This is a genomic window from Methanoculleus marisnigri JR1 (assembly GCF_000015825.1).
Lineage (GTDB): Archaea > Halobacteriota > Methanomicrobia > Methanomicrobiales > Methanoculleaceae > Methanoculleus > Methanoculleus marisnigri.
Genome location: NC_009051.1, coordinates 1,191,457 through 1,215,418, shown reverse-complemented (window position 1 = coordinate 1,215,418; position 23,962 = coordinate 1,191,457). Strand labels below are relative to the sequence as shown.

Genomic DNA, 23,962 nt, shown 5'->3' with positions numbered 1-23,962 from the left:
TTCTGCCATGCATGCGCGGAAGGTGCCGGCGGCCGCCCTCGCCGATATCGCGGACGAGGAGTGGGTGGACCCCTCCCGACGGCCGTACGTCGAGGGCGGCATCGCCTGGGTTCCGGTCAGGGAGGGCTATTCTGCCGACGCGGACCTCCCCGAGCGGGAGACCTACCGCGGCCGCGGCTACCACCTCCTCGGCGACGTCGCGGTCGTCCACGGCGACGCGCCGACGGATGAGGAACTTGCCGCAATCGTGGAGCACTGCCGTCCCCGGGGCGTTGTCCGGGTGAAGGGGTTTATCGACGCGATGCGCATCCCGGACATTGAGGTTCTCTACGGCACCGCAGGCGAGGTGCGGCACCGCGAGCAGGGCTACACCTTCATCCTCGACCCGACGAGGGTGATGTTTTCGCAGGGCAACCGCAACGAGAAGGCGAGGATCGCCGCCCTCGTCCGGCCCGGCGAACGGGTCGCCGATATGTTCGCCGGGATCGGCTACTTCACCATACCGGCGGCCATGAGCGGTGCACGGGTCCACGCGATGGAGATCAACCCAATAGCCTTTGAATACCTGCAACGTAACATTATGGCAAACCACGTTGCAGATCGGGTCACGGCAGAGTTGGGGGACTGCCGTGACCTCCTTGCCGGGGTCTACGACCGGGTCCTGATGGGCCACTTCGACGCACCATCGATGCTCGCCGACGCCCTCGCCCACGTCCGGGAGGGGAGCGTGCTCCACGTCCACAGCATCGGGGACGTGAACGAGACGATCCAAAAAGAGGTTGCGGGCGCCGGGTTTTCGGCGGCGGTAGCCTCCCGCCGGGTGAAGAAGTACGGCCCGCACGCGTGGCATATGGTGCAGGATGTGACGATATCGTGAAGACGCTTTCGGGAAAGACGGTGGTGCTTGCCGTGACGGGGAGCATCGCAGCCGTCGAGACGGTGAAACTCGCGCACGCCCTGCGTCGCAGGGGCGCGACGGTGCAGGCGGTGATGACTGCGGCAGCAGCCGGGATCGTCCACCCCGACGCCCTGACCTACGCGACGGGGCGGCCGGCGATCAGCCGGATCACCGGCCTGGTGGAGCACGTCCTCTACTGCGGGGAGGGCGGGGAGGCCGACCTCCTGCTCGTCGCGCCCGCTACGGCGAATACTATCGGTAAGATCGCCTGCGGGATCGACGATACAACGGTCACGACCTTCGCGACGACGGCGCTCGGCCGGGGGATGCCGGTGGTGGTCGTCCCGGCGATGCACGAGAGCATGTACCGCCACCCGGGGGTCGCGGAGAACCTCGGACGGCTCCGCTCCTGGGGCATCGACGTCATCGACCCCCGGATCGAGGAGGAGAAGGCGAAGATCGCCGATACCGATACGATCGTCCTCCACGCGGAGCGTGCGGTCTCGGGCCGGCCGCTCGCGGGGAAACGGGTGCTGATCACGAGCGGGGCGTGCGCGGAGCCCCTCGACGACGTCCGGGTTCTCACCACCCGGTCGACCGGGCGGATGGGGAGAGAGATCGCGCTCGAGGCCTTCCGGCTCGGGGCGGACGTGACGGTGGTGCACGCGGGATCGTTCCCCTGCGTCCGAAACGTCCGTGCGACGACCGCGGCCGGGATGCAGGATGCGGTTCTCTCGGTCTGCCGCGACGCCGGGGTCGACATCTACGTCAGCGCGGCCGCGATATCGGACTTTGCCCCCGAACGGCACGAGGGGAAGATCCCGAGCGGTTCGCCGCTGACCGTCCGGCTCGAACCCCTCCCGAAGGTGATCGGCGCGGTGGCGGCGGCATGCAGTCCCGTGACGGTAGCGTTCAAACTGGGCTGGGACGAGGAGGAGCGGGCGCGAGCGATGCTTGAAGAGGGCGCAAGCGTTGTCGTCGTGAACGCTCCCCCGACGATGGGCGCGGCCGAAGGATCGTTCCGGATCATGACCGCCGGCGGGACGCGCGACGTCTCCGGGAGCAAAGAGGAGGTCGCCAGGGCGATATGGTCAGAACTGCTGTAGCCTTCTCCCCCGGACACATCTCCGGCTACTTCCGGCGCGTCGAAGGAATCGGGCCGGAAGATACCGGGAGCGTCGGGGCCGGCGTGGTCATCAGTGAAGGGGTGCGCTCGACGGTAGAGGAGGCCCGCGAGACAGGCGTCCGGGTGGTCCGGCAGGGCCACGCGAGCGCCGGGTCGCCGCCGGTCGAGTACGCCCTCGAACGGCTGGGAATCACCGCCCGCGTCACGACGGAGTGCCGGCTCCCCATCGGCGCCGGGTTCGGCCTCTCGGCGGCGGCACTGCTTGCGACGCTCACGGCCATAAACCGCCTCTTCGAGCTTGGTCTCTCCCCGGACGAGGTGGCCGCACGGGCGCACGAGGCCGAGGTCCTCCACCGCACCGGGCTCGGGGACGTCGCCGCGAGTATGTCCGGCGGGATCGTCTGCCGGACGGGGGCGGGTATCCACGGGGATATCACCCGCATCTACCCACAAGAGCCGCTCTACGCCGTGAGCCTCGGGGCGCTCCCGACCGCCTCGGTTCTCTCGTCCCCGGCGGCGATGGCACGGATAGCCGCCGCGTTCCCGGACCGCTGCCCCCGCGACCTCCCCGACTTCTGCCTCCTCTCGCGGGGGTTCGCCGAGAAGAGCGGGCTCATCGCACCGGAGGTGCGGCAGGTGCTCGTTGCCTGCGACGCCGAGAGGGTCCCGGCGAGCATGACGATGCTTGGAAACGGCGTCTTTGCCGCAGGAGATGGGGCGGAGCAGGTGCTCTCTTTGTTCGGGGAGGTCTACCGTCTCCGCGTCGCCCGCCGCGGCGCATACCTGATCGAGGTGAAACCATGATTCCAAAAGACCATCCACGCTACCGATCCCTTGTCGCCCGCGAACAGCTGGCCCGGTGCGCCCGCGAGGGTATCGTCGCACCGGAAGGGCTCGCCGCCCACGGGCGCGGGGAGGCGTTCGATTACCTGCTCGGCGAGAAGACGACCGAAAGCGCCGCCCTCGCCGAGCGGACGGCCGCCGCGATGCTTCTCGCCGCACGGCACGCGGTGATATCGGTGAACGGCAACACGGCGGCGCTTGCGGCGGCGGAGATCGCGGCGCTCCAGCGGGCGAGCGGCGCCGACGTCGAGGTGAACCTCTTCCACCGGACACAGGAGCGGATCGAGCGGATCACCCGGCTTCTTACGGAGCACGGGGTCAGGGTTCTTACGGGAACGCCGGAGCGGATCGTCCCGCTCTCCCACGACCGGGCGCTCTCGCTGCCGGAGGGGATTGGGGACGCCGACGTGGTGCTCGTGCCGCTCGAGGACGGGGACCGGTGCGCCGCGCTCCGCGAGATGGGCAAAGCGGTCATCACCGTCGACCTAAACCCGCTCTCCCGGACAGCCCGCACGGCGAGCCTCACGATCGTCGACGAGGTGACGCGCGCCATTCCGGCCATCGCCGCGGCGTGTGCCTCCCTCGAGCCCGGCGAGGGTGAACGCCTGATAGCGTCGCTTGACAATACCTATCTCCTCCGGGCGGCAATAGATGAGATGAGAGAGAGACTGGCCCATGCTCTGGAGTGAGGTCTACCGCCCGAGGCGGTGCGATGATATCATCGGACAGGACGAGGTCGTTCGCCATTTAACGGCGTTTTCGGACTCCGGCAGCGTGCCCCACATGCTTATCTCCGGCCCGCACGGCACCGGGAAGACCGCGGCCGTCGAGTGCCTGGCAAAAAGGCTCTACGGTGAGAACTGGAAGGCGAACACGACCGTCTTCAGCGCGACCGACCTTCTCGGGAGGGGAAGGAGCGCGCTCGAGACGGACGAGCGGTTCAGCATGATCTACCGCAAAGACCGGAGCCTGATCGTCAACTTCAAGCAGATCGTGAAGTGGTACGCCTCGATGCGCCCGCTCGACGCCGACTTCAAGCTGATGGTCTTCGAGGACGCGCACGGCCTGACGTTCGAGGCGCAGCAGGCCCTGCGCCGGACGATGGAGCGCTACAGCGCCACCTGCCGGTTCATCTTCGTCACCGTCCGCCCCTCGGCGATCATCCCTGCCATCGCGTCGCGCTGCCTGCCGCTCTTCTTCGCCCCGGTCGAGAGCAGTCTCGTCCTGACCCGGCTCGAGGAGATCCTGGCCGCGGAAGGGGCGGCGGTTCCGGCCGACGACATCGACCTGATCGTGTATGCCGCGCAGGGAGACCTGCGGCGTGCGATCATGTACCTGCAGATCGCCGCAAGAGCGGAGCAGGAGTTCGATCTTGCGGAGATCTCGCGCTCCGAGACCACAAACGTCGCTACGTCGGCGTTCGTCGCCCTCCGGGACGGCAACTTCGACGCCGCCCGCCGGATCGCCGAGTCGCTGATGATCGAGTACGGACTCTCGGCGCGGGAGGTCGTCGGCGAACTCCGGCAGGTGGCCCGGCGCGAGTACAACCACCCGGCCCTTGCCGTCGCGCTCGCCGACGCGGATCTCCGGCTCTCCCACAACGCAAACGATTTTGTGCAGATCAATGCACTACTTGCCCGGATAGCCCGGGAGGTGTTCAGTGAAGAAAGTACAGCAACATTATGACGAGGTCGCGGATATCTACGACGAGCGCTACGACGGTAGCCGCGGGAAGTATTACCACGGGCACATCTCCGAACACGTGATGAGCGAACTCCCGAAGGGGGGGTTCCTCCTCGACATCGGGTGCGGAACCGGGCTCTTCGTGCAGCGCTACGTCGCGGAAGGCGGCCGGGCCTTCGGGCTCGACATCAGCCCGGGGATGGTTCGGCACGGGCGGCAGCGGTGCCCGGAGAGCGGGTTCTGCGTCGGTACGGCAGACGTCCTACCGTTCAAGGACGGCACTTTCGACGCCCTCGCGAGCCTGCTCGCCTTCAGTTACGTTCCCGACCCGGAGGGGATGCTCCGGGAGTGCTACCGGGTCTTGAAACCCGGCGGCAGAATCGCCGTCTGCACCTTATCAAGGACGGTCTTCACGAGCATCGTCCCTATCGCCTACCAGGTGGGGGAGAAGGTGGGCCTGAAGAAGGTGGGCGTCGGGCACTTCGACGAGCACTACTACACCAACTCCGAGATCGCGGGGCTCTTCCGCGAGGCCGGGTTTACGGACGTCTCGGTCGGCCGGTGCTCGTTTGCGCACCTGAACCTCGCCGATCCGGTCTTCAACCTCGCACGGAAGGTGGAGCCGATCGTCGAGGAGAAACTGCCGTACCTGGCGTATAACGTCTGCGCGGCGGGGAAGAAACCGGAGAGTTAAGTCACGTCTGTGAGGGGACGCACGGGCCGTTCCCTGCTCTCACTCGACCCGGCCGCATGAGGAGGCTTCTTTTTTGCGATGTGGGGATAACGGAATAGTTATATCCCGTCTTTCCGAACTACTCCCCTATGGAGCCGGCCGATATCATCCTGACGAAGGATACGTTCGAGGTTCTCGCATCCGAAACCCGGCTTGATATTTTAAAGACTTTAACCACACGCAGGATGACGATCACGGAACTCGCGGATAACCTCAACCTGGCAAAATCCACGGTTCACCACCACCTGCAGAGGTTGGCCGACGCCGGTTTTGTCGCCGCCGGGGACGACGGGCATGCCTGGGTGTACTACGCGCTCACGCCGGAGGGGCGCGCCCTCCTGCAGCCGCACGGCGGTGCCCGGATCAGGATCCTCCTGGCTGCGGGACTGGCAAGCCTCGCCGGAGGGGTCTGTGCCCTCGCGGCCTTCCTGACCGCGCCGGTCCGGGAGGAGCCGGTGCCCCCGCTTGCGGGAGGGGGAGGCATCCCGGTCCCGGAGGGGGCTCCCGTGGAACTGCTCGTTGCCGGGATCGCGCTCATGGTGATCGGGTTTTTCCTCGTGACGTATGCCTGTGTCCGGTGGCGGAACACATGTGCGGCGACGCAGTTCCCCGATCCTGCGAGTGAGGAAGTTACGTGACCGACATATAATTTTTGAACCCGTTCGACCGGGATCGAACGTTTTCGCCGGTATTATCGTCTTCCTGCAGAAAGACTCCGTGTGGATGTCCGGAAGCTACCCGGTTCGCGGATCACCGGCCACCTCGAAGCCATCCACGGGAGAGAGCGATGAAAAGACTATTGATCTCCGGAATAGGCATCCTGGTTCTGGCGCTCATTGTTGCAGGACTGGCTGTCTGCGGGACCGTACCTCTGAGCACGACTTCAGTCTCCGGTGAATCCGTAGCCGACGATAGTGTGGCGGCCGGGAACAACCGGTTTGCGTTCGACCTCTACCGGCGCCTCGCGGCCGAACCGGCGCATGCGAGAGACAACCTCTTCTTCTCGCCCTACAGCATCACCTCGGCCCTCGCGATCACCTGCGAGGGCGCCAGAGGCACGACCGCCGACGAGATCGAATCGGTGCTGCACCTCCCAACAAACGAGACCCTCCGGCGGGAGGGGTTTGCCGACCTCAATGCCGCCCTGAATAGCGGAAGCGGCAACTACACCCTCCGCACCGCAAACGCCCTCTGGGCGGAGGAAACCTACCCGTTCCTCCCGGAGTACATCGACACGGCCACCCGCTGGTACGGGGCGAACGTCACGAACCTTGACTTCATCAATGACCCCGGGGGGTCGCGGGAGACGATCAACCGGTGGGTGGAGGGAGAGACCGAAGAGAAGATCCGCGACCTCCTGCCGCCCGGCTCGATCGACGACCTCACCCGGCTCGTGATCACGAACGCGATCTACTTCAAAGGCACCTGGGTCGAACAGTTCGACGTGAACGAGACAACGGATGAGGAGTTCCGGGTTGGACCGAACGCGACGGTGACTGTCCCGATGATGCACGGGAATGCCGTCTATCCGTACGCGGAGACCGAGGCCCTCCAGGTGCTCGAGATGCCGTACGCGCACGGGAACGAAACCGAACTCGCGATGCTCGTCCTTCTCCCCAAAGAAGACAACCTGACGGCTGCGGAAGAGGCCCTGGACGCGGAGAGGCTTGCCGGCCTGCGGGAGTCCCTGGTCTCGCAGAACGTCAGGGTCTTCTTCCCGAAGTTCACGCTGGAGACGGGGTATCCTCTTCCGGGGGTGCTTGCGGCGATGGGGATGCCGACGGCGTTTACCGACGACGCCGACCTCTCGGGGATGGACGGCACGAGAGACCTCTTCGTCACCGGGGTCTTCCATAAGGCATTCATCGACGTGAACGAGGAGGGCACCGAGGCCGCGGCGGCGACCGGCGTTATGGTGGGGGGAGGTGTGGCACCCGTCTTCCGTGCGGACCACCCGTTTATCTTCCTCATCACTGAGAAGGATTCAGGCGCGATCCTCTTCATGGGGAGGGTCGTCAACCCCGAAGGCACGTGAAGGGGGGGACGGGAAGGGGCTGTTCCCCTCCGTTGTCAACGGATATCGGAGGAGAGGCGGCGTTCTACCCGGCGCCTCCTGTGCCGCCGAGCAAAGAGAGGAGCGCCACGACTTCCGCCCTGAGTGCGGGGATATCGTGGTCCACGACCGCCCAGACCTCCTCAGGGTCCACGCGGAAGTATGCGTGAACCAGGATATTTCGAAGACCGATTACCTGTTTCCAGGGAACCCCGGGAGAAGTGTTTCGCAGGTTCGAGGGGAGACGTGAGGCTGCTTCCCCGATGATCTGGAGGTGATGCACCATCCAGACCTGCACCAGTTCATCTTGCAAAAAAGCATCTCTGCCCCGGACCGTATACCGCTCAATCCCCTCGATTGCTTCCAGGATGTCGAGGAGCCGGTCGATCCCGTCCCTCATAACGGTACTGCCTCTTTGAGGATCCGCTTTTTGTACCGCTCCTTGAGCGCCGTTTCCGTCACCACGTCCACCCGGCACCCAAGGGCCTCCTCCAGGTCCTGGATGAGCGCGATATGGTCGAGGAGGCTCCTGCCCTGCTCCAACTCCACCAGAAGGTCGAGATCGCTCTCCGGGCCCGCCTCGTCCCGGGCGACCGACCCGAAGACCCGCAGATTCCTGGCACCGTGCCGCCTGGCTATTGCGAGAATCCTGGACCGCTTCTCCCGGATCAGATCCTGTGTGACGGGCATTGCTGTTCAATATCTTCTATCGGGAGCTGGAGATATAAATTTGCCCCCGATGACCGCATCGTCAAAAAAACCTCAGGCAGGGCAAGCCCTCACTATGGGAACGGCCGTCATGCCCTCCCCGATAGCGTCGGGCAAACACCCTCTCAACCGACCGGCATGCCCCTGCAGGAAACCAGAGCATGGGCGGGGTGGGGCAAAGGCCGCTGACAAGAGTCGCAAAGATGCTGTGTTAGAGAATACACCATTCTCCTCACGAAGACCGGAGCCGGGAGAGGATCCGGAGCTTCTTTGCAAGCGCCGCCTCCGCCGCCCGCTCGACCCCGGCCTTCATCTCCTCGAAGTCCCGTTTGTCTTCGTCCACGACCTTCTTGACCGGGGTGTAGGCCGACTCCCGGAACCGGGGGGTAAAGTCCCGAATCTCGCCGCCGACCGAGAGGACGGATTCGGGCTTTCCTTCCTCGACGTAGCCGACCTCTTTCATCGCGACGCCGGCGGACTCGACGACCCGCCGGATCTCCGGCGCAGCCTCCGGCGGTGCGACGACCAGGAGGGCGTCGAGCGATACGCCGAGGTAGTCGATCTCGAGCGCGTCGAGCATCCTGAGCACGTTCGGCTGGACGAGGGTGCGGAGTTCGTCCTCGACGACGACGATCCGACAATTGGCGGTCTCGGCCATCTCGTAGGCGTCGCCCCGGAGCCCGCCGTTCGTGACGTCGGTCATGGCGTGGATGCCGTCGAGGACGTCGCTTGCAAGGAGCGCCTCGCAGGCTTTGAGGAAGTGGAGGTTGATCGTCTCCTCGACAACATCCGGGAACCCGGAGTAGATCGCGGCGGTGGCGATCGTCCCGCCGCCTGCCCCCTCGGTCATGAGGAGGACGTCGCCGGGGCTGATCGATTTCCTGGCGGTGAGGTGACGGGCGACGCCGACGGCGCCGACGCACCCGGTCATCCGGGAGCCGAGCACCATATCCCCGCCGATGCGGAGGGTGGAGCCGGTGACGAGCGGGACGTCCATCGCCTCGCCGACGGCGGAGACGCCCGCCGTGTAGTCGAATATCTTCGCGACGTCGCCGTCGTCGGCGACGTGGATATCGGAGAGGAGCGCGACGGGTTTTGCCCCCATGACGTAGACGTCGCGGAGCGTCGCCCGGGTGACGTGGAACCCGGCAAGGAAGGGGAAGTCGGAGAGGCGGGAGTGCATCCCGTCGACGGTGGTGATGATGTAGTCCCCGCCGGCACGGACGGCGCCGGCGTCGTCCATCTCGTCGACGCCGACCGCGGCTTCTGTCCGGCCGATGATCCGGGCGAGCTGCCGGTGGGCGAAGAAGTCGCCGGACCCCCGCGAGCCGACGCCGAACTCGCCCATGGTCGAGCCGGAGGACTCGAACGTGAAGAGGTCGCCGGAGAGCCCGGTCGAGTTCTTCGCTTCGGTAAGGACCGCCCGGGCGAATGCCTCGGCGTAGGCGGGGGTTACGCGGTGATGCTTGATCGAGAGGATATCCCGGGCGAGAAGGCGCACGATCTCGTCGTCAGGGGCGCCGGCGGCGAGGTGCCGGCGGCTGATCTCTTCTACATCCATTGTAAGAGTGGTCGGTGCAGAACGTGATAAAGGGAATGGCGGGGGAGAAGCAAAGATTCAAGCAGATCCCGGCCGACACCTGATGGATGAGGGATGGAGAGATGATCGCCGCCTGCTCCGTCGCCGGTTCCGATTCGGGGGGAGGGGCGGGCGTCCAGGCGGACCTGAAGACTTTTGTAGCGCTCGGGATCTGGGGGCTGACGGTCGTTACGGCGGTGACCGCCCAGAACACCCGCGAGGTGCGGGGGACCTGGATGCTCCCCCCCGACGCGGTGCGGGCGCAGATGGAAGCGGTCGCCGACGACTTCTTCATCGGGGCGTGGAAGACCGGGATGCTCGGGAACGCCCCGATCATCCGGGCGGTCGCGGAGGCCCTGCCGGAGGAGGCCGCGCTCGTGATCGACCCGGTGATGGTCTCGACGTCGGGCCACCGGCTGCTTGCGGAGGATGCGGTCAGGGATCTCGCGGAACTGCTCATCCCCCGGGCGGCGGTCGTCACCCCGAACATCCCGGAGGCGGAGGTGCTCAGCCGGATGAACGTCGCGACCGTCGAGGATATGGCTGACGCCGGCCGGCGGATCCTCGATCTCGGTGCCCGTGCCGTGGTGGTGAAGGGCGGGCACCTCCCCGGCGGCGCGGCGGTCGACATCCTGGTCGACCGGGAGGGGGAGATGCGCCTCTCCGGCGAGCGGTATCCCTATTCGGTGCACGGATCGGGGTGCTGCTTCTCGGCGGCGCTCACGGCATGCCTTGCCCGGGGGATGCACGCGCGCGGTGCATTCGCCGCCTCCAGGGAGTTCATCGACACGGCCATCCGGGAAGCAGCGGGGGGTCCCGGGCCGGTCTGGGCGGTCAACCCCGGAGGAATAATATTTCACAGGTTGTGAAATATTTTTTCCGCATCTCGCACCCATTTGAGTATTATTTCCTGTTTTTCTCGAGAAACATGCATTTAATCACCGGACGGAACTCCGGCAAAACCCCCTTATCCCCCTCATTATCCGACAGAAACGAAAAATAATCCACTCATGTTATAAAAACAAATGCGGAATTTTTATAACTAAAAACTTGTAACTACTGTATGAATGGACGAGATCGACGATGCGATCCTTCGGGAGCTGCAGAGAGACGGGCGAATGTCTATGGCAGAACTCGGCTCAATGCTGGGTATCGCACCGTCGACGGTCTTTAAACGGATCGAGAAACTGAAGAACGCCGGCATCCTCGAACGTTTTACGATCGTCATCAACCAGAAGTGTTTCGAGCATACGCTGGTCGCTTTTCTGAACGTCAGGGTTCACCCCGACGGGAAATCGGAGGTCGAGGAGTTCATGCAGGCTCTCCCGAGCATTCTTGAACTCTACGAAGTGCTCGAACCCGGGGACTTCTTCGTCAAGGTCCGGGTGCAGAACATATCCGAGTTGAAACGGAGCGTGCTCGTCCCCCTCTCCGGCCTTCCGGCGGTGAGGGATATCCAGACGATCATCTCGGTGAGGAAAGTCAAGGAACAGACATGAACGGATTGCAGATAGAAACCATACAGCAGATGCTTGCGATCGTGACGCTCCTTCTCGGAGTGCTCCTCATCGGCATCATCTTCAACGCCTACCGGATCGTGAGGCAGCCGACCCTGCTCCTCTTCATCTATGGGCTGTTTACGCTGGTCGTGGGGATCACGTTCGCCGATCTCGTGAGCGTCTTCACGCCCGATGAATTCATCATCGCCTGGTCGGCGGTCTTCTCCCGCATCGTGGTGGTCCTCGGCCTCGGCGTGATGGCGTACGGTATCATGAGAGGGTAATATGCGTACCGGTACTTCGTTTGCCCGGGACTGGCAGCTGATCAAGGTGGCACGGTCGCTGCAGCGGCACGATGTCACCGGATCGCTCCTGCAGAAGCTCCTTGCGGACGCTCCGGCCGGGCTCACGGAGCGGATCGCCGCCATCGCCAGGCGGCTCGGCGAAGAGAACGGAACGGAACTCGTCACCCACGCTGAGGAACGGCTCGATCCCCCGACCCTGATGGAGGGGCTCCTCCTGACGTGGGGGATCCCCTGCGAGTCCACGGACGGCGACGACGGGGGCGTGGCTATCGTCGTCGACGGCGCGGCTACGGCGGTCCGGGAAGCCTTCGCGGACGTCCGGGTGGCCGAACCCTACCTCGCCGGCTACGCCCGGGCGCTCCAGCGCGACGCGGTGCTCGATCGCGGCGCAGGCGGCAGGATGACGATCCTGTTCCCGCCCCGCGGCGAGTAGGCGGCGGCTCGTTCTTCGGCCGGGCCGCCGGCGGGTGCAGCCGCATCGTTTAACGGGGTTTTTTGCAAATAGTTATATCTTGAGCGGTCGGTTTGCTTATTTACAGCATTTCATTGCTACAAGGTGATTGTATGAAGACGGACGGGATACGTACGTGCCAGAGCTGCGGGATGCCGATGAGCGAGAAGGAGCAGTTCGGGACGGAAGCGGACGGCACATTCTCGAAGAACTACTGCACCTACTGCTACCGGGACGGGGCCTTTACGAACCCCGGGATCACCATCGACGAGATGGCGAAGCTTGGCGGGGGGATGCTATCGCAGATGTATGCGATCCCCCCCGAAAAGGCGGAGGCGTTCATGAGGGAGCAACTCTCGTGCCTGAAGCGATGGGCAGGGAGGGAGATCGCGCTCTGCGAGAGCTGCGGGATGCCCCTTCTCCGCGACGAGGACGCCGGGACGGAGGCGGACGGGTCGCGGAGCACGCGGTACTGCACCTACTGCTACCGGGACGGGGGGCTCATTGAACCCGATCTTACCCGGGAGCAGGCGGTCGAGCAGTACGCGCCGATGATGGCCGAGAACCTCGGGATGCCCATCGAGAAGGCGAAGGAGATGGTCGGCCAGTACCTCTCGACGCTGCCGCGGTGGCAGGAGTAGGGGCGGTCCTCCCGTCCAACCGGGTTCCGGGAGAACTCTAATATCCCCCGGTCCATACGATCGATACGGGAGAGGGGGAGATTGAGCCTCTGTGCCGATCTGCCTGAGCGGCGGGAAGAGATCCCTGGAGTCGCAGCCGGACACGGCGCCCGCAGGGTCAGGGTCTTTTGGTCGGTGGCCCGGGACGAGGAGACCCCGGAGAGCGACCTCGACCTCCTCGTCGAGTTCGAGCCGGGGAGGAGTCTCCTCGATCACATTGCTCTTGCTCAGGACTAAAAAGACCTGCTCGGCCGCGAGGTCGACGTGGTGACCGAGGGAGGACTGCACTGGTACATCAGGGACCGCATCTCTCCGGATGCCGTGCCGCTGTGAAGGATGCCCGACTTTATCTGATCCACATGCTTCGTCACCACTGACACCACCCATATCCAGGGCAAACGCGGCCGGATCGAGGAGATCCTGCCAATATCTTATCCGGTTCTCCAGGCTGGCTAATCAAATGAATTATGTAATCCTACGCAAATATGAACAGATGAGGAGATGGGAGGATTCATAAGAGCGACTCTTCCCCGTCATGCGATTCAACGATCATCTGCAGGGGATGATCTAAGGTTATGAGGCACTACAGATGAGTACGGAAGAGCCGATATTCAATTTTGATGGACTGGTAGGGTCTATCCATCACTTTCATGATGAACTGGTTACTCAGGCCAGTCGTGCGGTCAATAACAGCCTGACGCTCAGAAACTGGCTCATTGGTTGCTACATTGAGGAATACGAGCGTTCCGGCATTGATCGTGCGGATTATGGAGACAGGCTGATGGACAGGCTTGCAGAAATTCTGACGGCTCAGGAGATATCACGTTGCGACCGTCGGGAGTTGTACCGATATCGGCGGTTCTATCTCACCTATCCACAGATTGTGGGGGCACTGCCTCCACAATTGACGCAGTTCCTGAATGCATCGGTTCGGCAGAGACTTTTCGCTGGATCGGGGATTGACTTCCAGGATAGCAGATCTCTGATTGTGGAGTCAGCGACTCCACAATCCCGCATTGCAGGGAAGATATTGATCTCCAGACTCTCCTTTACCCATCTCGCGGAGCTCATCAATCTGGAGGACGAAACCAGGCGCGCTTTTTATGAAGTCGAGTGCATTCGCGGCAATTGGTCGGTGCGCGAGTTGAAACGTCAGATCAACAGTCTATATTATGAACGCTCCGGGCTCTCGACCGATAAAAAGAAACTTTCAGAGCTGGCACAGCAGAATGCAGAGCAGGCCAAGCCTAATCTGGCTATCCGTGACCCCTACATTTTCGAATTTCTGGGACTCAAGCCTGAAGAAGTAATGAGCGAATCACATCTGGAAAGTCAACTCCTCAAGAGGTTGGAAGCATTTCTTCTCGAGTTAGGCCACGGATTCTGTTTCGAAGCCCGGCAGAAACGCATACTCATTGGCGGCGAGCATTTTTTTGTGGACCTGGTTTTTTACCACCGTATTCTCAAATGCCATGTACTGGTGGAGATGAAACTGGATGGTTTCAGTCATGAAAACATTGGCCAACTTAACACCTACGTGAGCTGGTATAGAGAGAACGTGATGACTGAGGGAGATAACCCGCCGGTGGGCATCCTGCTCTGCACCCACAAAAATCAGGCGCTGGTGGAATACGCTCTGGCAGGCATGGACAACAATCTCTTCGTCTCCAGGTATCTGCTAAAATTGCCGGGAAAAGATGAAATGCAGGTTTTTATTGAAGAACAAATACGTTCCGGACTTTGAGACGGAAATAAGAGGATATCGGATGAAGTTCGGGATCGCTTTGTGCGTCCGGGGCGATCCACTCATCTCCTATCATCGCGATGAGGAACATCCTTATCCACCACTATTTTGGAATCGACCGGGACGCGGTCTGGAACGTGGTCGAAGATGACCTGCCGGCGCTGAAAAGACAACTCCTGTCCTTGACTAAGGAGTAGCGGCTCCGGATTGTGGTCGAGGCAGGACACCGGAGCAGCATCTACCGTTAAGAACACGGACGACCCCGCCGCTCCGGCCCTCCGCCACACCTGCCGCCCCTGGGGACTGCGATGTCCATGTCCCCGGGAGACAGTACTTCACTCGTTTCGGCACCCGAGACTGAGCAATGCGGCCTCGTACAATACGGAAACGAGGAGTTGGCAGCACTCGGAGACCGGACTTAGGGAAGTCGATGGGTTGACCTCTTGAAAACTACCTCAGCCATTTTAGCGGAGTACTGAGAGAGGAGAACGCCCCGGGTTCCCTGTGGTGCCGGACTCGTACTTCCTGCGGATTTACCGGAGCCGGGAAGAGGTCTGCTTTCACCGACACCTATCCCGAGCAACCGTGACCGGATCGAGGAACTGCTGCCGGGGATAACCGTCCGGGCACCCGGGGCGTTTCTTGCCGGCGAGTTTGGGGTTTGGGCATATCCCCGCTCCTTACCGGTAGCCATCTCCGTCCTGCAACGCCCGGGGCGGCGGCCGGCGCGATCCATGCCGCCGTTGCGCCCCGCGGCGCTCGGATATCCCTCCCGCGGGCGTTGCGCGTGCGCGCCGCCCCGGATCCGGCCCGCTCGAACCACTATAACGCCCCCACCTGCCGCACCCGCGGAGCGCATCGGAGGGGTTCTTTTTATATATATGAAGCGATGAATTCGTATTATCCTCGAAACGGCATTTCAAGCCCGTTGGTTCTTTTCGGCAAACCATTTATGGTATGAAAGATTCTTTCGCACAGCCGATGGCAGGGATATTAAATCATTCCGGAAAGGATCACTACGATATCTATAAATATCATGCAAAATCAGTTTGTTTTATCGACTGCCTGCCCTATCGGGGCTCGGAGTCTAGAGGTGTGTATGATGAATTTCAAGAATGAAGAAGCAGTGTCGCCGGTTATCGGCGTTATCCTGATGGTCGCCATCACGGTGATCCTCGCCGCGGTTATTGCGGCGTTCGTGTTCGGAATGGCAGGGAATGTCGGTACGACGAAGAACGTTGCGGCAACGGCAACCCAGCAGGGCAGCGACAAGATTGTCATCACCTACCAGGGCGGGGCAGACGCGCCGGACGTAGAGTGGTTAGGTATAACCGCACCAAACGGCACTGTATTCCGAACCTATGATGATGGCACCGGTAAGCTCGTAATCGATGACGTGGACACAACCGCCCTAACGGATGAGAAGGCCCCCGCTGTAGGTGCAACGATGACTCTGCACTATGACGACACTGATACTGAGGAATGGACGGGGAGAGACCACGTTGTTGTGACCGCCCACTTCAGCGACGGTGCGGACCAGGTCATTCTGGACACCTACGTCTAACCCCTTTTTTTATGAGCCATGGGCCTGAATTCTCGCAGGTCATGGCTGTTATCTGACGGTCGCCATGACCGCCCATCATCGCCCTGCTCTGCATGATGCATCAAAGAGCTCATTTTCAAGACATTCATACGATCTGGAGAAACCATGAACGCATTCACACGCACACTCACCCTCCTCGCCGCCATCCTCATCGCCCCTCTCTCTATCTTCGCGATTGGCGACGGGATAGGCGCAGGCCTCCGCTTCCCCCTGTTCCTGTACCAGGATACCACCTACGGCGCCTCCCTGATCCCGGTCTGGCAGGAGATCTCCTATGTCACATCCGGCACCATCGGCGGCCGGTCGGCCGTCTCGATCCTCATCTGGGTCCTCGGCACCGCCCTCCTCGTCGCCGCAATCGCCTACTTCGCCGTCAGGCGGGAGGATGACTCTGAGACGTTCAGAAAACCCCTCGCCCTCCTCGTCTCCGGCGGCGCCGTCGCCTACCTCCTCTCCTGCGTCGCCCAGTACGGCCCCACCCTCCACGGCCCGGCGGGGTTCGCCGTCCCGGTCGGGGTGCCGCTCCTCCTCGGCGTCGCGGGGTATATCCTGAAGGTGGAGGACGACGATGAATCGGGGTATGAAGAAGAAGAAGACTACGGGGAAGAGATGGAAGAGGAACAGTAATCATCCCTTTATTCTGGTTGAATCTCTTTAACGGTGCTCACACACTTATCGGTCACACAGACTCTTGCACGGCTTTCCATCGGCTATCGCCACGCACTGCCCCCGCCCCAAGGGGCGGGGGAGGAGGCCGGAGGCCGGGAGGGGTGGGGCTTGCGGCTATCAACTCGTGAGGGAACAATTGGCTGAAGCGTAGAGCGTGAGCATCGTAGATACGAGTTGGAGACAGGGGAGGGGGGATGCTCCCCCCTCCCCGTCAGCCCCTCCCCCAATGGCGATATCCACCCAAAATCTGTGCATGGGAGGGCGACTGGGCGGAGGCCGAGAATCGTTTGCGCTGATGAAGCACAAGCCTCCTCTCTCAATCCTCCGCTATTAAAAAACACAGGTCACAGGGAACCAACAGCGGGCAGGGGAGCCCCCACACCAGAAAAAAAGTAATCAACCCCCTCAAACCGTCCTATCAAACAATATTCACGACTCGTTCCCGACGAACCTCCCCACGACCACAACCCATGTCGGGTACAACACGTACCTCAAACGCCCCGTGCCGGATCCGCCGCGTTCTTCCAGGTCTCGCCGGTCTCGTTCTTCGCCCTCCTCCTCGCCGGAGTAATCGGCTACGCCATCATCCGCCGGAGATCGACCGGGATCGACTCACGGGACGCTCGGCTCCTCGCCTTCTTCGCCCTCGCCGCCGTCCTGGTGGTGCTCACCTACGCCCGCTCCATCCCCGGAATGTCGGCAAGCCCCGGTATCATCCCCGACATGCGTTACCTCTCCCCGGCCTATCTTCCCATGCTCGTCATCGGGGTCTATGCCCTGAAGCACGCCGGGATGGATGGCGACGAGGTGCGGGAATCCCTCAAGACCCTCTTCTGGCTCGCGGTCATCGACCTCCCGCTCATCTTCATCGTCCTCCAGGTCATCGCCAGCCAGAACCACGCGGGGCAGGTCACGTTCGTCACGACCCTCACCTGCATCTTCCTCGCCGGAGCCGCGGTGCTGTATGTCGCCGTCCTCGCCCGCCGAGCCTCCCCCCGCCTTCTCGCCTACGCCGTCCCGGTGGTGATGCTCTTCCCGCTTGCCTGGGAGGTCGTCGTCGACTTCCGGTTCGCCACCAGCTGCTGGGAGGGCTACCACTTCTGGATACCCGCGGTGCAGCACATCTGGTACATCCAGTACGCGCTCTTCCCGCTGTGAAGGATGAAAATCCCTAATAGGTTTGCCTCTCATTTCGTTGGGGGCGTTCTGGAAAACCCCGCCGAAAGGACAGAAGCAACTCCTCGATAAGCTTATATGTCATACATACATACCATGCACCGTAGTGAGTAAATCCTTCCTGAAAAGGATGAGGCCGCCTTGAGGCGGGTGGGACAAAGTAAGGAAGGGGTCACTATTTTCTACTTTTGACGGCCTTTGAAATAATCAAGGACAACCGTTATATTTCCTTCGATGATGTGATAGTGATCTGCCATGGGCGCATGTCCTCTATAATGTCTATGGATCGCTCCTGCTATGAAATCAACTGCCTGTACGCAGAGGTTCTGTTTCGAATCAACATGGGTTACTTCTAATTGATAGTTTCCCGTGTGATACGAATTGTCTCGATCCAGAGAGCGATATATAAGGTATTTGTCGAACTCTTCCCGGCTCACTCCATCAAGAGACTTATCTATGATCACATTAATTTCATGGGAAAATCCGTATTTCGAGATTATATTTGCAACAAGCGAGCCTGTGAGATAATTATACAATATCTGACGGTTATTCCTTAGATTATCGTAAACCTGTTCTTTCCTGAGAACCACATATGCAATTTCAATCTCTGTTTTTGAAAAATCCTCTAAAATACGCCTCCTGTACGTATCATCTGTATTGTGATATTTGAGTTCTGCAATATTTTTGTACTTCTTTGGGAGTTTTCTCATGGTTCGTTTCATACAGGTCCTACATTTTTGAACCTGTTCCGGGCCCTGTGCGATTATTGCTGCGATGATAAAGTAGGGAGAGAGCTCTCCAGTAAATCCAAGATCCCCGGATTCGTCGATGTAGATATTAACTCCCCTGGGGGAGGGCATGATCTCTGGTATAATTATCACCTCAGAAAACGGCCGTGGGCTGCCGAAGATACGAATTCTGTAAAAATACTGGTGTTTCAACAATTAAACTCTTTACGATTGTTTCCAGACTGGACGGTTGAAATGCGGAACAAAACAGAAGTTCAGGTCACCAAAAGGCAGATCCTGAAGGTCTGCCTGCAACGGTGGCTCCCGATCACAATCCTCTGGAAGTTGCTGTGGTCCGTAGTATCTACCGTTATTTCCCTGCCCGGTGTTGCGGCGCTCTATGCCGCCGTGCTCGCCCGCCGGGCCTCCCCCCGCCTCTTCGCCTACGCCGTCCCGGTGCTGATGCTCTTTCCGCTCGCGTGGGAACTCGTCGTCGACTTCCGGTTCGCCACCGGCTGCTGGGAGGGCTATCACTTCTGGATACCCGCGGTGCAGCACATCTGGTACATCCAGTACGCGATCTTCCCGCTCTGAGAACAGGGGGTTGGCATTCTCATACTCCTCCCGGAGTGCGGCGTCTGTAACCCCCGCATGCGCCGACCGGATACGGCCGCCGGTTCTTCTGCGGGGATTTGGGTGAAAAATTACCGGCCTTATCGATTCCAGGGCGAATACACGCCCCGGGCTACCTCCCCGCGATCCGTCAGACAACAGCCGGAGAAGGCCCCTTCCGGATCCCCCTCTGCCCGTAAGGACGCCTGAGAGATCCCTTTTTTTATTATAAAAATTTAAGAATAAATCACCGTAAAAGATATATATTTATACCGCTATCCACCCATTCACCGGCTACCATATGACCGGGTCTTAAATCGAAATTCGCTCTCCGTCTGCCGGACGCCCCGGCGAGCACCTGCTTTAGCCAGCCTGTTTGCGCTACCGTGAGGTCTGCGCCGCCGTCCGCGGACAGGGAGCGATTGTCAAGGGGGAAAAAATGAAAAAACGCACGTATCTGACGCTGCTTTGTGCAGTCGTCATCGTCGGGCTGCTGGCGTCGCCGGTTATGGCGGCAAAGATTGCTCCGGGAGAACTGGTACCCTTTGCCGTCTTCCCCGGGTCGCAGGAGAACCCCGACGTCGACGGGAACATGGTCGTCTGGGAAGACGGCCGGAACGGAAACAAGGACATCTACTTCTCGGATACACCCGGTTATACCGGCGACCGGATAACCAGCGATCCCGCCTCGCAGGAGAGGCCGTCCATCTCGGGTGACTACATCGTCTGGCAGGACGACCGGAACGGGGACTGGGATATCTACCTCTATCAGCGCTCGACGGGTGAAGAAACACAACTCACCGACGACACAGGCGACCAGTGGCTGCCGATCGTCCGCGGGAACTACGTTGCCTGGTACGACGACAGCAGCGGCGATACCAACATCGTCCTCTACGACATCGCCGCCGGCAGCGTGAAAGATGTCATCGAGTGCGACGCGAAGACAACGATCCCCGGCGGGAGCACCGAGTTCAAGCCCGCACTCTCGGAGAAGTACGTCGCCTGGGTCGAAGAAGCAGACGAAAGGGTTCATTACTACGACATCGCCGCCGGTGAGATGAAAGGGCCGGTATCCGCGAACACAGCGATTCAGTCCTGGCCCTCGCTCTACGGGGGCATCATAGCCTGGGAGGATAACCGGAATGCGAGCCCCGACATCTACATGACCAATCTCGACGACCCGTTCGAAGGGGAGCATAGGATCACCTCCGACGGCTCCGAACAGGTTGCGCCGGCGCTCACCGGACAGATAGTCGCGTGGGAGGACAAGCGGGACGCACCGAGAAGCATCTACATGTACGACCTCAGCCACCTCCCCGACGGTGAGGAGATGGCCGTACCCACCGCCGGCGGCGAACAACTCTACCCCGCCGCCAGCGGAAACATGATCGTCTGGCAGAAAGCCCGCGATACCACCTCAGACCTCTACGCGTTCATCTACGATCCCGAAGGAGAGCCGGGCGTGGTCGCGAGGATCGAGGTTGAACCGTCTGAAGCTACGCTGGATATCAGCGATGAGATGAAGTTCAACGCCACCTGCTACGACGAGAACGATGAAGCCATGCCCAATCTGGAGGTCTCCTGGTCGTGCGACAACGGAACCGTCGGATTCGTCGATTCCGGCGGCTACTTCATTGCTTACGAAGCAGGCACGACGACCGTCGTCGCGTCGGCTGGCGGCATCACCGCAACCGCGACCGTCACGGTCATCGATGATGAGCCTGAACTGACGAGCATCACGGTCAAACCGACCACCGTCACGCTCGCGGTCAACGGCACGCAACAGTTCGCGGCAACCGCTTTTGACCAGTTCGGAGAAGAGATGACCGGCGTTGCGATCGACTGGTCGTGCAGCGACGAGACCGTCGGCGAGATCGACACGGACGGTATCTTCACCGCTCTCACCAGCGGCACCGCGACCGTCACCGCGTCCGCAGGCGACGTCACCGGAACGGCGGCCGTCACCGTCAGCACCGAAACGCCGGTCGCAGATACCATCGCGATCGAACCGCCCACCGCCACGCTCAAGGTCGACGCCACACAGCAGTTCACGGCAACCGTCCGCGACCAGTTCGGCGGCGAGATGGCCGGTGTTGCGGTCGACTGGTCGTGCAGCGACGAGACCGTCGGCACCATCGACACGGACGGCCTCTTCACCGCGAAGACCGAAGGCACCGCAACCGTCACCGCGACGGCCGGGGAAGCCTCCGGAACCGCGGGCGTCACCGTCAGCACAGATGACCCCGGCGAACAGGTGCTCACGAACATCACGGTCACGCCGTCCCGGGCCACCCTGGACGTCGACGACATCCAGAGATTCATCGTGACGGCCTATGACCAGAACGGCAACACCATGTCCGCCGGTGAGATCGCCTGGTCGTGCAGCGACGAGGGCGTCGGCACCATCGACGCGAACGGATGCTTCACCGCCCTTGCCGCGGGTACGGCGACCGTAACCGGAACGGCAGGCGACTTCTCCGAGGCCGCGACCATCACTATCAGCGAATGCCCTGCGCTCGCAAAGATCGCGGTCGTGCCGTCCGCGGCCACGCTCGAGGTCGGCGACGAACTGGAGTTCGACGCCGTCGCGTTCGACCGGTCCGGTAAGATCGTCGAGGACGCAAGAGTAACCTGGGAGTGCAGCGACGAGTGCGTCGGCACCATCAACGAGTGCGGCGTCTTCACCGCTCTCGCCGCGGGCACGGCGACCATCACCGCATGCGGAGACTGTGCCGAAGGAACCGCAACCGTCACCGTGAACTGTGACGACCCGGTCCTCTCCAGCATCGTCGTCACCCCGGCGGCAATCACGCTCGCCGAAAATGACACCGCGACGTTCACCGCGACCGCTCTCGACCAGGACGGCTGCGAGATGCCCGACATCGAGATCAACTGGTCGTGCAGCGATGAGACCGTCGGCGAGATCGACGATACCGGGTTCTTCGCGGCTCTCGCCGCGGGCACCACGACCGTTATCGCTTCGGCAGACGGCGTCAACGGGACGGCGGACGTAGAGGTCACCAATGAATCCGCAGGTGTCGTGGTCTCCCCGTCGGCGATCATCCTGGATCCCGGGGACGAGTGGCAGTTCACCGCGACCGTGTATGACCTGCAGGACAATGCAGACGCGTATGACTTGCAGGACAACGTAGGTTCTACCGTGACCTGGTCGTGCGCCGACCCGGAGATCGGCGAGATCGACGCAGACGGCCTCTTCACCGCTCTCGCCAGCGGCACCACGTCCGTCACCGCAACCGTTGACGGAGAGAACGAGACCGCGACCGGAACCGCGGCGGTGACCGTCAGCTCGACGGCACCGGAACTTACGCGGATCGAGGTCAGCCCGCCCGACTTCTGCATCCCTGCCGGGAACTGCCTGGCGCTCACCGCCAGGGGATTCGACCAGTACGGTCTTCCCATGGACGCCAATGTGACCTGGGAGAGCAGCGATCCGTGCGTCGGCACCATCAACGAGTGCGGCGTCTTCACCGCGCTCTGCGACGGCGAGGTGCAACTCATCGCATCGGCCGACGGAGTCTGTGGCTCCGCCTGCGTGACCGTTCTGCCCTCGCTCCCGGTTCCGGCCTGCATCGAGGTCGAACCGCTTGAAGCCACGCTCACGGCCGGAGGAACCCGGGAGTTCACGGCCACGGTATTCGACCAGTGCGACAACGAGATGGACTGGGTCAGGGTAGCCTGGTCGTGCTCCAACGACGATGTCGGCACGATCGACCGGGCCGGCCTCTTCGCAGCGTTCTCGCAGGGCTTCACGCACGTGACGGCGTGTGCCGGCGGCGTTGAAGAAACGGCATCGGTCACCGTCACGGCGGCGCCCACGATCGATCCCACGCCAGGGAACAACGGCGGATCGACCGGAAGCGCCTCAAGCGACGGCGGCGGCGATACCGGCCCCACCTTCTTCGCAGGGGCCTGCGAGGACCTGAAGGGCGGCGAGACGCACACGTTCTCGGGTATCGACATCACGTCGATCGGCAGCATCGCCATCACGGCGTCCGACAACATCCCGAAGCTGCTGCTGACCGTGAAGGAGACGGGGTGCCCCAACCCGGCGTCGCCTCCCGGCGGCAGCACCTACGAGTACGTCGAGATCAGCCTCTCGTGGGCGAACCCGAACCAGATCGGCGGCGCGACGTTGACCTTCATCGTCCCGGCGAAGTGGCTCGAGGAGCACGGCATGCTCCCGGAGGATGTCAGGCTCATGCGCTACGTCGACGGCGGATGGCAGATCCTGGAGACCGAGGTCATCGGTGAAGAGAACGGGAATTACCACTTCCAGGCGACCACCCCCGGGTTCTCCACCTTCGCCATCGCCGCAATGCCGGAGAACGCGACCATGACGACGGAGACGAACGTCACGACGGAGGCTACCGGGACGCCCGAAGGGGCGGAGACGATGACGACCGAACCACCCGTCGCAGCGACGACGACGCCTGCAGCACCGCTCGTCTACGCACCCTTCCTCGCGCCGCTGGCCTTCCTCCTCTGGGCGAGAAAGAACCACTAAATCTCTTTTTTTTTGACGCTCGGGGACGGTTCGGCCAGGTGCTGCCCCAGTCACCTCTCTCCATCGAGATGGTAACGAGGACCTGTTCGGATCCCCCTGCGGCCATACAGGCGGATAAAGTATTCTGGTTTTTATTATAAAATTCCATGAATAAATCACCGTAAAGGATATATATTTATACCACCTTTCACCCGTTCACCGGCCACCCTATGACCGGGCTTTAAATCGGAACACGCAGCACACCTGTCGGGTGCTCCGGTAAGCGCCCGCCTTGGCCAGTCCGTTCGCGCCTACCGGCAGGTAGGCACCCACGGACCCGCAGGTGGAGAGCGATTCGTGCAAAGGGG

General features: G+C 61.9%; 25 protein-coding genes. 21 read left to right on the top strand and 4 right to left on the bottom strand.

Annotated elements, in window-relative coordinates; translation table 11 throughout:
- Window positions 1-7: 7 nt before the first annotated feature.
- The 8 genes from MEMAR_RS06075 (at window position 8) to MEMAR_RS06040 (ending at window position 7,318) form a co-directional block, all read left to right on the top strand.
- Window positions 8-877, top strand: a complete 870-nt coding sequence (locus MEMAR_RS06075; RefSeq protein ID WP_011844079.1) for a class I SAM-dependent methyltransferase — start codon at window positions 8-10, stop codon at window positions 875-877.
- Window positions 874-2,004, top strand: coding sequence for a bifunctional phosphopantothenoylcysteine decarboxylase/phosphopantothenate--cysteine ligase CoaBC (coaBC, locus tag MEMAR_RS06070; protein WP_011844078.1), 1,131 nt, complete (start codon window positions 874-876; stop codon window positions 2,002-2,004). Before MEMAR_RS06075 ends, coaBC begins: the two co-directional genes overlap by 4 nt.
- Window positions 1,986-2,828, top strand: a complete 843-nt coding sequence (locus MEMAR_RS06065; protein ID WP_011844077.1) for a pantoate kinase — start codon at window positions 1,986-1,988, stop codon at window positions 2,826-2,828. The genes coaBC and MEMAR_RS06065 overlap by 19 nt, the downstream gene beginning before the upstream one ends.
- Window positions 2,825-3,556, top strand: coding sequence for a 4-phosphopantoate--beta-alanine ligase (locus tag MEMAR_RS06060; RefSeq protein WP_011844076.1), 732 nt, complete (start codon window positions 2,825-2,827; stop codon window positions 3,554-3,556). The genes MEMAR_RS06065 and MEMAR_RS06060 overlap by 4 nt, the downstream gene beginning before the upstream one ends.
- Window positions 3,543-4,553: an AAA family ATPase gene (locus tag MEMAR_RS06055; RefSeq protein ID WP_011844075.1), complete on the top strand. Its 1,011-nt coding sequence runs from the start codon at window positions 3,543-3,545 to the stop codon at window positions 4,551-4,553. Before MEMAR_RS06060 ends, MEMAR_RS06055 begins: the two co-directional genes overlap by 14 nt.
- On the top strand, window positions 4,528-5,244 hold the full coding sequence (locus MEMAR_RS06050; protein WP_011844074.1) for a class I SAM-dependent methyltransferase: 717 nt from the start codon (window positions 4,528-4,530) through the stop codon (window positions 5,242-5,244). Before MEMAR_RS06055 ends, MEMAR_RS06050 begins: the two co-directional genes overlap by 26 nt.
- A 128-nt stretch (window positions 5,245-5,372) precedes the next feature.
- Complete coding sequence (locus tag MEMAR_RS06045) at window positions 5,373-5,921, top strand: ArsR/SmtB family transcription factor (RefSeq protein WP_011844073.1); 549 nt, start codon at window positions 5,373-5,375, stop codon at window positions 5,919-5,921.
- 149 nt (window positions 5,922-6,070) lie between these two features.
- The gene (locus tag MEMAR_RS06040; protein ID WP_011844072.1) at window positions 6,071-7,318 is read left to right on the top strand and encodes a serpin family protein; all 1,248 of its coding nucleotides are present in this window, start codon (window positions 6,071-6,073) and stop codon (window positions 7,316-7,318) included.
- Between the two features lie 64 nt (window positions 7,319-7,382).
- Here MEMAR_RS06040 and MEMAR_RS06035 read toward each other — a convergent pair whose 3' ends face one another.
- From MEMAR_RS06035 to MEMAR_RS06025, 3 genes are all read right to left on the bottom strand, one after another.
- Window positions 7,383-7,736 carry a HepT-like ribonuclease domain-containing protein gene (locus tag MEMAR_RS06035; RefSeq protein ID WP_011844071.1) on the bottom strand — a complete coding sequence of 118 codons (354 nt, stop codon included), beginning with the start codon at window positions 7,734-7,736 and terminating at the stop codon, window positions 7,383-7,385.
- A complete protein-coding gene (locus MEMAR_RS06030; RefSeq protein ID WP_011844070.1) occupies window positions 7,733-8,026 on the bottom strand; it encodes a nucleotidyltransferase family protein in 294 nt (97 codons plus the stop codon). Before MEMAR_RS06030 ends, MEMAR_RS06035 begins: the two co-directional genes overlap by 4 nt.
- 250 nt (window positions 8,027-8,276) lie before the next feature.
- Complete coding sequence (locus MEMAR_RS06025; RefSeq protein ID WP_011844069.1) at window positions 8,277-9,605, bottom strand: AIR synthase-related protein; 1,329 nt, start codon at window positions 9,603-9,605, stop codon at window positions 8,277-8,279.
- 86 nt (window positions 9,606-9,691) lie between these two features.
- Here MEMAR_RS06025 and thiD point away from each other — a divergent pair, with 86 nt between their 5' ends.
- From thiD to MEMAR_RS05970, 11 genes are all read left to right on the top strand, one after another.
- Window positions 9,692-10,492: a bifunctional hydroxymethylpyrimidine kinase/phosphomethylpyrimidine kinase gene (thiD, locus tag MEMAR_RS06020; RefSeq protein WP_245526663.1), complete on the top strand. Its 801-nt coding sequence runs from the start codon at window positions 9,692-9,694 to the stop codon at window positions 10,490-10,492.
- Window positions 10,493-10,690: 198 nt separating this feature from the next.
- A complete protein-coding gene (locus MEMAR_RS06015; RefSeq protein WP_011844067.1) occupies window positions 10,691-11,122 on the top strand; it encodes an Lrp/AsnC family transcriptional regulator in 432 nt (143 codons plus the stop codon).
- Entirely contained in the window at window positions 11,119-11,406 is a 288-nt protein-coding gene (locus tag MEMAR_RS06010; protein ID WP_011844066.1) for a hypothetical protein, read from the top strand. The genes MEMAR_RS06015 and MEMAR_RS06010 overlap by 4 nt, the downstream gene beginning before the upstream one ends.
- Window position 11,407: 1 nt before the next feature.
- The gene (locus MEMAR_RS06005) at window positions 11,408-11,860 is read left to right on the top strand and encodes a hypothetical protein (RefSeq protein ID WP_011844065.1); all 453 of its coding nucleotides are present in this window, start codon (window positions 11,408-11,410) and stop codon (window positions 11,858-11,860) included.
- Window positions 11,861-11,991: 131 nt separating this feature from the next.
- Window positions 11,992-12,519 (top strand): zinc ribbon domain-containing protein, encoded by a 528-nt coding sequence (locus tag MEMAR_RS06000; protein WP_011844064.1) that lies wholly within the window; start codon window positions 11,992-11,994, stop codon window positions 12,517-12,519.
- Window positions 12,520-12,600: 81 nt separating this feature from the next.
- A complete protein-coding gene (locus tag MEMAR_RS05995) occupies window positions 12,601-12,795 on the top strand; it encodes a nucleotidyltransferase family protein (RefSeq protein ID WP_011844063.1) in 195 nt (64 codons plus the stop codon).
- Between the two features lie 352 nt (window positions 12,796-13,147).
- Window positions 13,148-14,302, top strand: a complete 1,155-nt coding sequence (locus MEMAR_RS05990; protein ID WP_011844062.1) for a PDDEXK nuclease domain-containing protein — start codon at window positions 13,148-13,150, stop codon at window positions 14,300-14,302.
- A gap of 56 nt (window positions 14,303-14,358) precedes the next feature.
- Entirely contained in the window at window positions 14,359-14,499 is a 141-nt protein-coding gene (locus MEMAR_RS13360) for a HepT-like ribonuclease domain-containing protein (protein ID WP_319638636.1), read from the top strand.
- Between the two features lie 902 nt (window positions 14,500-15,401).
- On the top strand, window positions 15,402-15,866 hold the full coding sequence (locus MEMAR_RS05980; protein WP_245526661.1) for a type IV pilin: 465 nt from the start codon (window positions 15,402-15,404) through the stop codon (window positions 15,864-15,866).
- Between the two features lie 144 nt (window positions 15,867-16,010).
- Entirely contained in the window at window positions 16,011-16,532 is a 522-nt protein-coding gene (locus MEMAR_RS13125) for a hypothetical protein (RefSeq protein ID WP_011844059.1), read from the top strand.
- A 702-nt stretch (window positions 16,533-17,234) separates the two neighbouring features.
- On the top strand, window positions 17,235-17,732 hold the full coding sequence (locus tag MEMAR_RS05970; protein WP_011844058.1) for a hypothetical protein: 498 nt from the start codon (window positions 17,235-17,237) through the stop codon (window positions 17,730-17,732).
- Between the two features lie 200 nt (window positions 17,733-17,932).
- On the opposite strand, the gene MEMAR_RS12730 is transcribed toward MEMAR_RS05970, so the two are convergent.
- Window positions 17,933-18,691 carry a DUF3800 domain-containing protein gene (locus MEMAR_RS12730; protein ID WP_187147939.1) on the bottom strand — a complete coding sequence of 253 codons (759 nt, stop codon included), beginning with the start codon at window positions 18,689-18,691 and terminating at the stop codon, window positions 17,933-17,935.
- Between the two features lie 42 nt (window positions 18,692-18,733).
- Between MEMAR_RS12730 and MEMAR_RS13315 the strand changes: the two genes are divergently transcribed.
- Complete coding sequence (locus MEMAR_RS13315; RefSeq protein WP_011844056.1) at window positions 18,734-19,072, top strand: hypothetical protein; 339 nt, start codon at window positions 18,734-18,736, stop codon at window positions 19,070-19,072.
- A gap of 457 nt (window positions 19,073-19,529) precedes the next feature.
- A complete protein-coding gene (locus MEMAR_RS05960; protein ID WP_011844055.1) occupies window positions 19,530-23,615 on the top strand; it encodes an Ig-like domain-containing protein in 4,086 nt (1,361 codons plus the stop codon).
- Window positions 23,616-23,962 lie beyond the last annotated feature (347 nt).

Excerpts from the sequence above, each read along its gene's own strand:
- MEMAR_RS06075 (WP_011844079.1), top strand. The coding sequence starts at position 8 with ATGCATGCGCGGAAGGTGCCGGCGGCCGCCCTCGCCGATATCGCGGAC.
- MEMAR_RS06065 (WP_011844077.1), top strand. The coding sequence starts at position 1,986 with ATGGTCAGAACTGCTGTAGCCTTCTCCCCCGGACACATCTCCGGCTAC.
- MEMAR_RS06060 (WP_011844076.1), top strand. The coding sequence starts at position 2,825 with ATGATTCCAAAAGACCATCCACGCTACCGATCCCTTGTCGCCCGCGAA.
- MEMAR_RS06055 (WP_011844075.1), top strand. The coding sequence starts at position 3,543 with ATGCTCTGGAGTGAGGTCTACCGCCCGAGGCGGTGCGATGATATCATC.
- MEMAR_RS06045 (WP_011844073.1), top strand. The coding sequence starts at position 5,373 with ATGGAGCCGGCCGATATCATCCTGACGAAGGATACGTTCGAGGTTCTC.
- MEMAR_RS06040 (WP_011844072.1), top strand. The coding sequence starts at position 6,071 with ATGAAAAGACTATTGATCTCCGGAATAGGCATCCTGGTTCTGGCGCTC.
- MEMAR_RS06035 (WP_011844071.1), bottom strand. The coding sequence starts at position 7,736 with ATGAGGGACGGGATCGACCGGCTCCTCGACATCCTGGAAGCAATCGAG.
- MEMAR_RS06030 (WP_011844070.1), bottom strand. The coding sequence starts at position 8,026 with ATGCCCGTCACACAGGATCTGATCCGGGAGAAGCGGTCCAGGATTCTC.
- MEMAR_RS06025 (WP_011844069.1), bottom strand. The coding sequence starts at position 9,605 with ATGGATGTAGAAGAGATCAGCCGCCGGCACCTCGCCGCCGGCGCCCCT.
- thiD (WP_245526663.1), top strand. The coding sequence starts at position 9,692 with ATGAGGGATGGAGAGATGATCGCCGCCTGCTCCGTCGCCGGTTCCGAT.
- MEMAR_RS06015 (WP_011844067.1), top strand. The coding sequence starts at position 10,691 with ATGGACGAGATCGACGATGCGATCCTTCGGGAGCTGCAGAGAGACGGG.
- MEMAR_RS06010 (WP_011844066.1), top strand. The coding sequence starts at position 11,119 with ATGAACGGATTGCAGATAGAAACCATACAGCAGATGCTTGCGATCGTG.
- MEMAR_RS06005 (WP_011844065.1), top strand. The coding sequence starts at position 11,408 with ATGCGTACCGGTACTTCGTTTGCCCGGGACTGGCAGCTGATCAAGGTG.
- MEMAR_RS06000 (WP_011844064.1), top strand. The coding sequence starts at position 11,992 with ATGAAGACGGACGGGATACGTACGTGCCAGAGCTGCGGGATGCCGATG.
- MEMAR_RS05990 (WP_011844062.1), top strand. The coding sequence starts at position 13,148 with ATGAGTACGGAAGAGCCGATATTCAATTTTGATGGACTGGTAGGGTCT.
- MEMAR_RS05980 (WP_245526661.1), top strand. The coding sequence starts at position 15,402 with ATGATGAATTTCAAGAATGAAGAAGCAGTGTCGCCGGTTATCGGCGTT.
- MEMAR_RS13125 (WP_011844059.1), top strand. The coding sequence starts at position 16,011 with ATGAACGCATTCACACGCACACTCACCCTCCTCGCCGCCATCCTCATC.
- MEMAR_RS13315 (WP_011844056.1), top strand. The coding sequence starts at position 18,734 with ATGCGGAACAAAACAGAAGTTCAGGTCACCAAAAGGCAGATCCTGAAG.
- MEMAR_RS05960 (WP_011844055.1), top strand. The coding sequence starts at position 19,530 with ATGAAAAAACGCACGTATCTGACGCTGCTTTGTGCAGTCGTCATCGTC.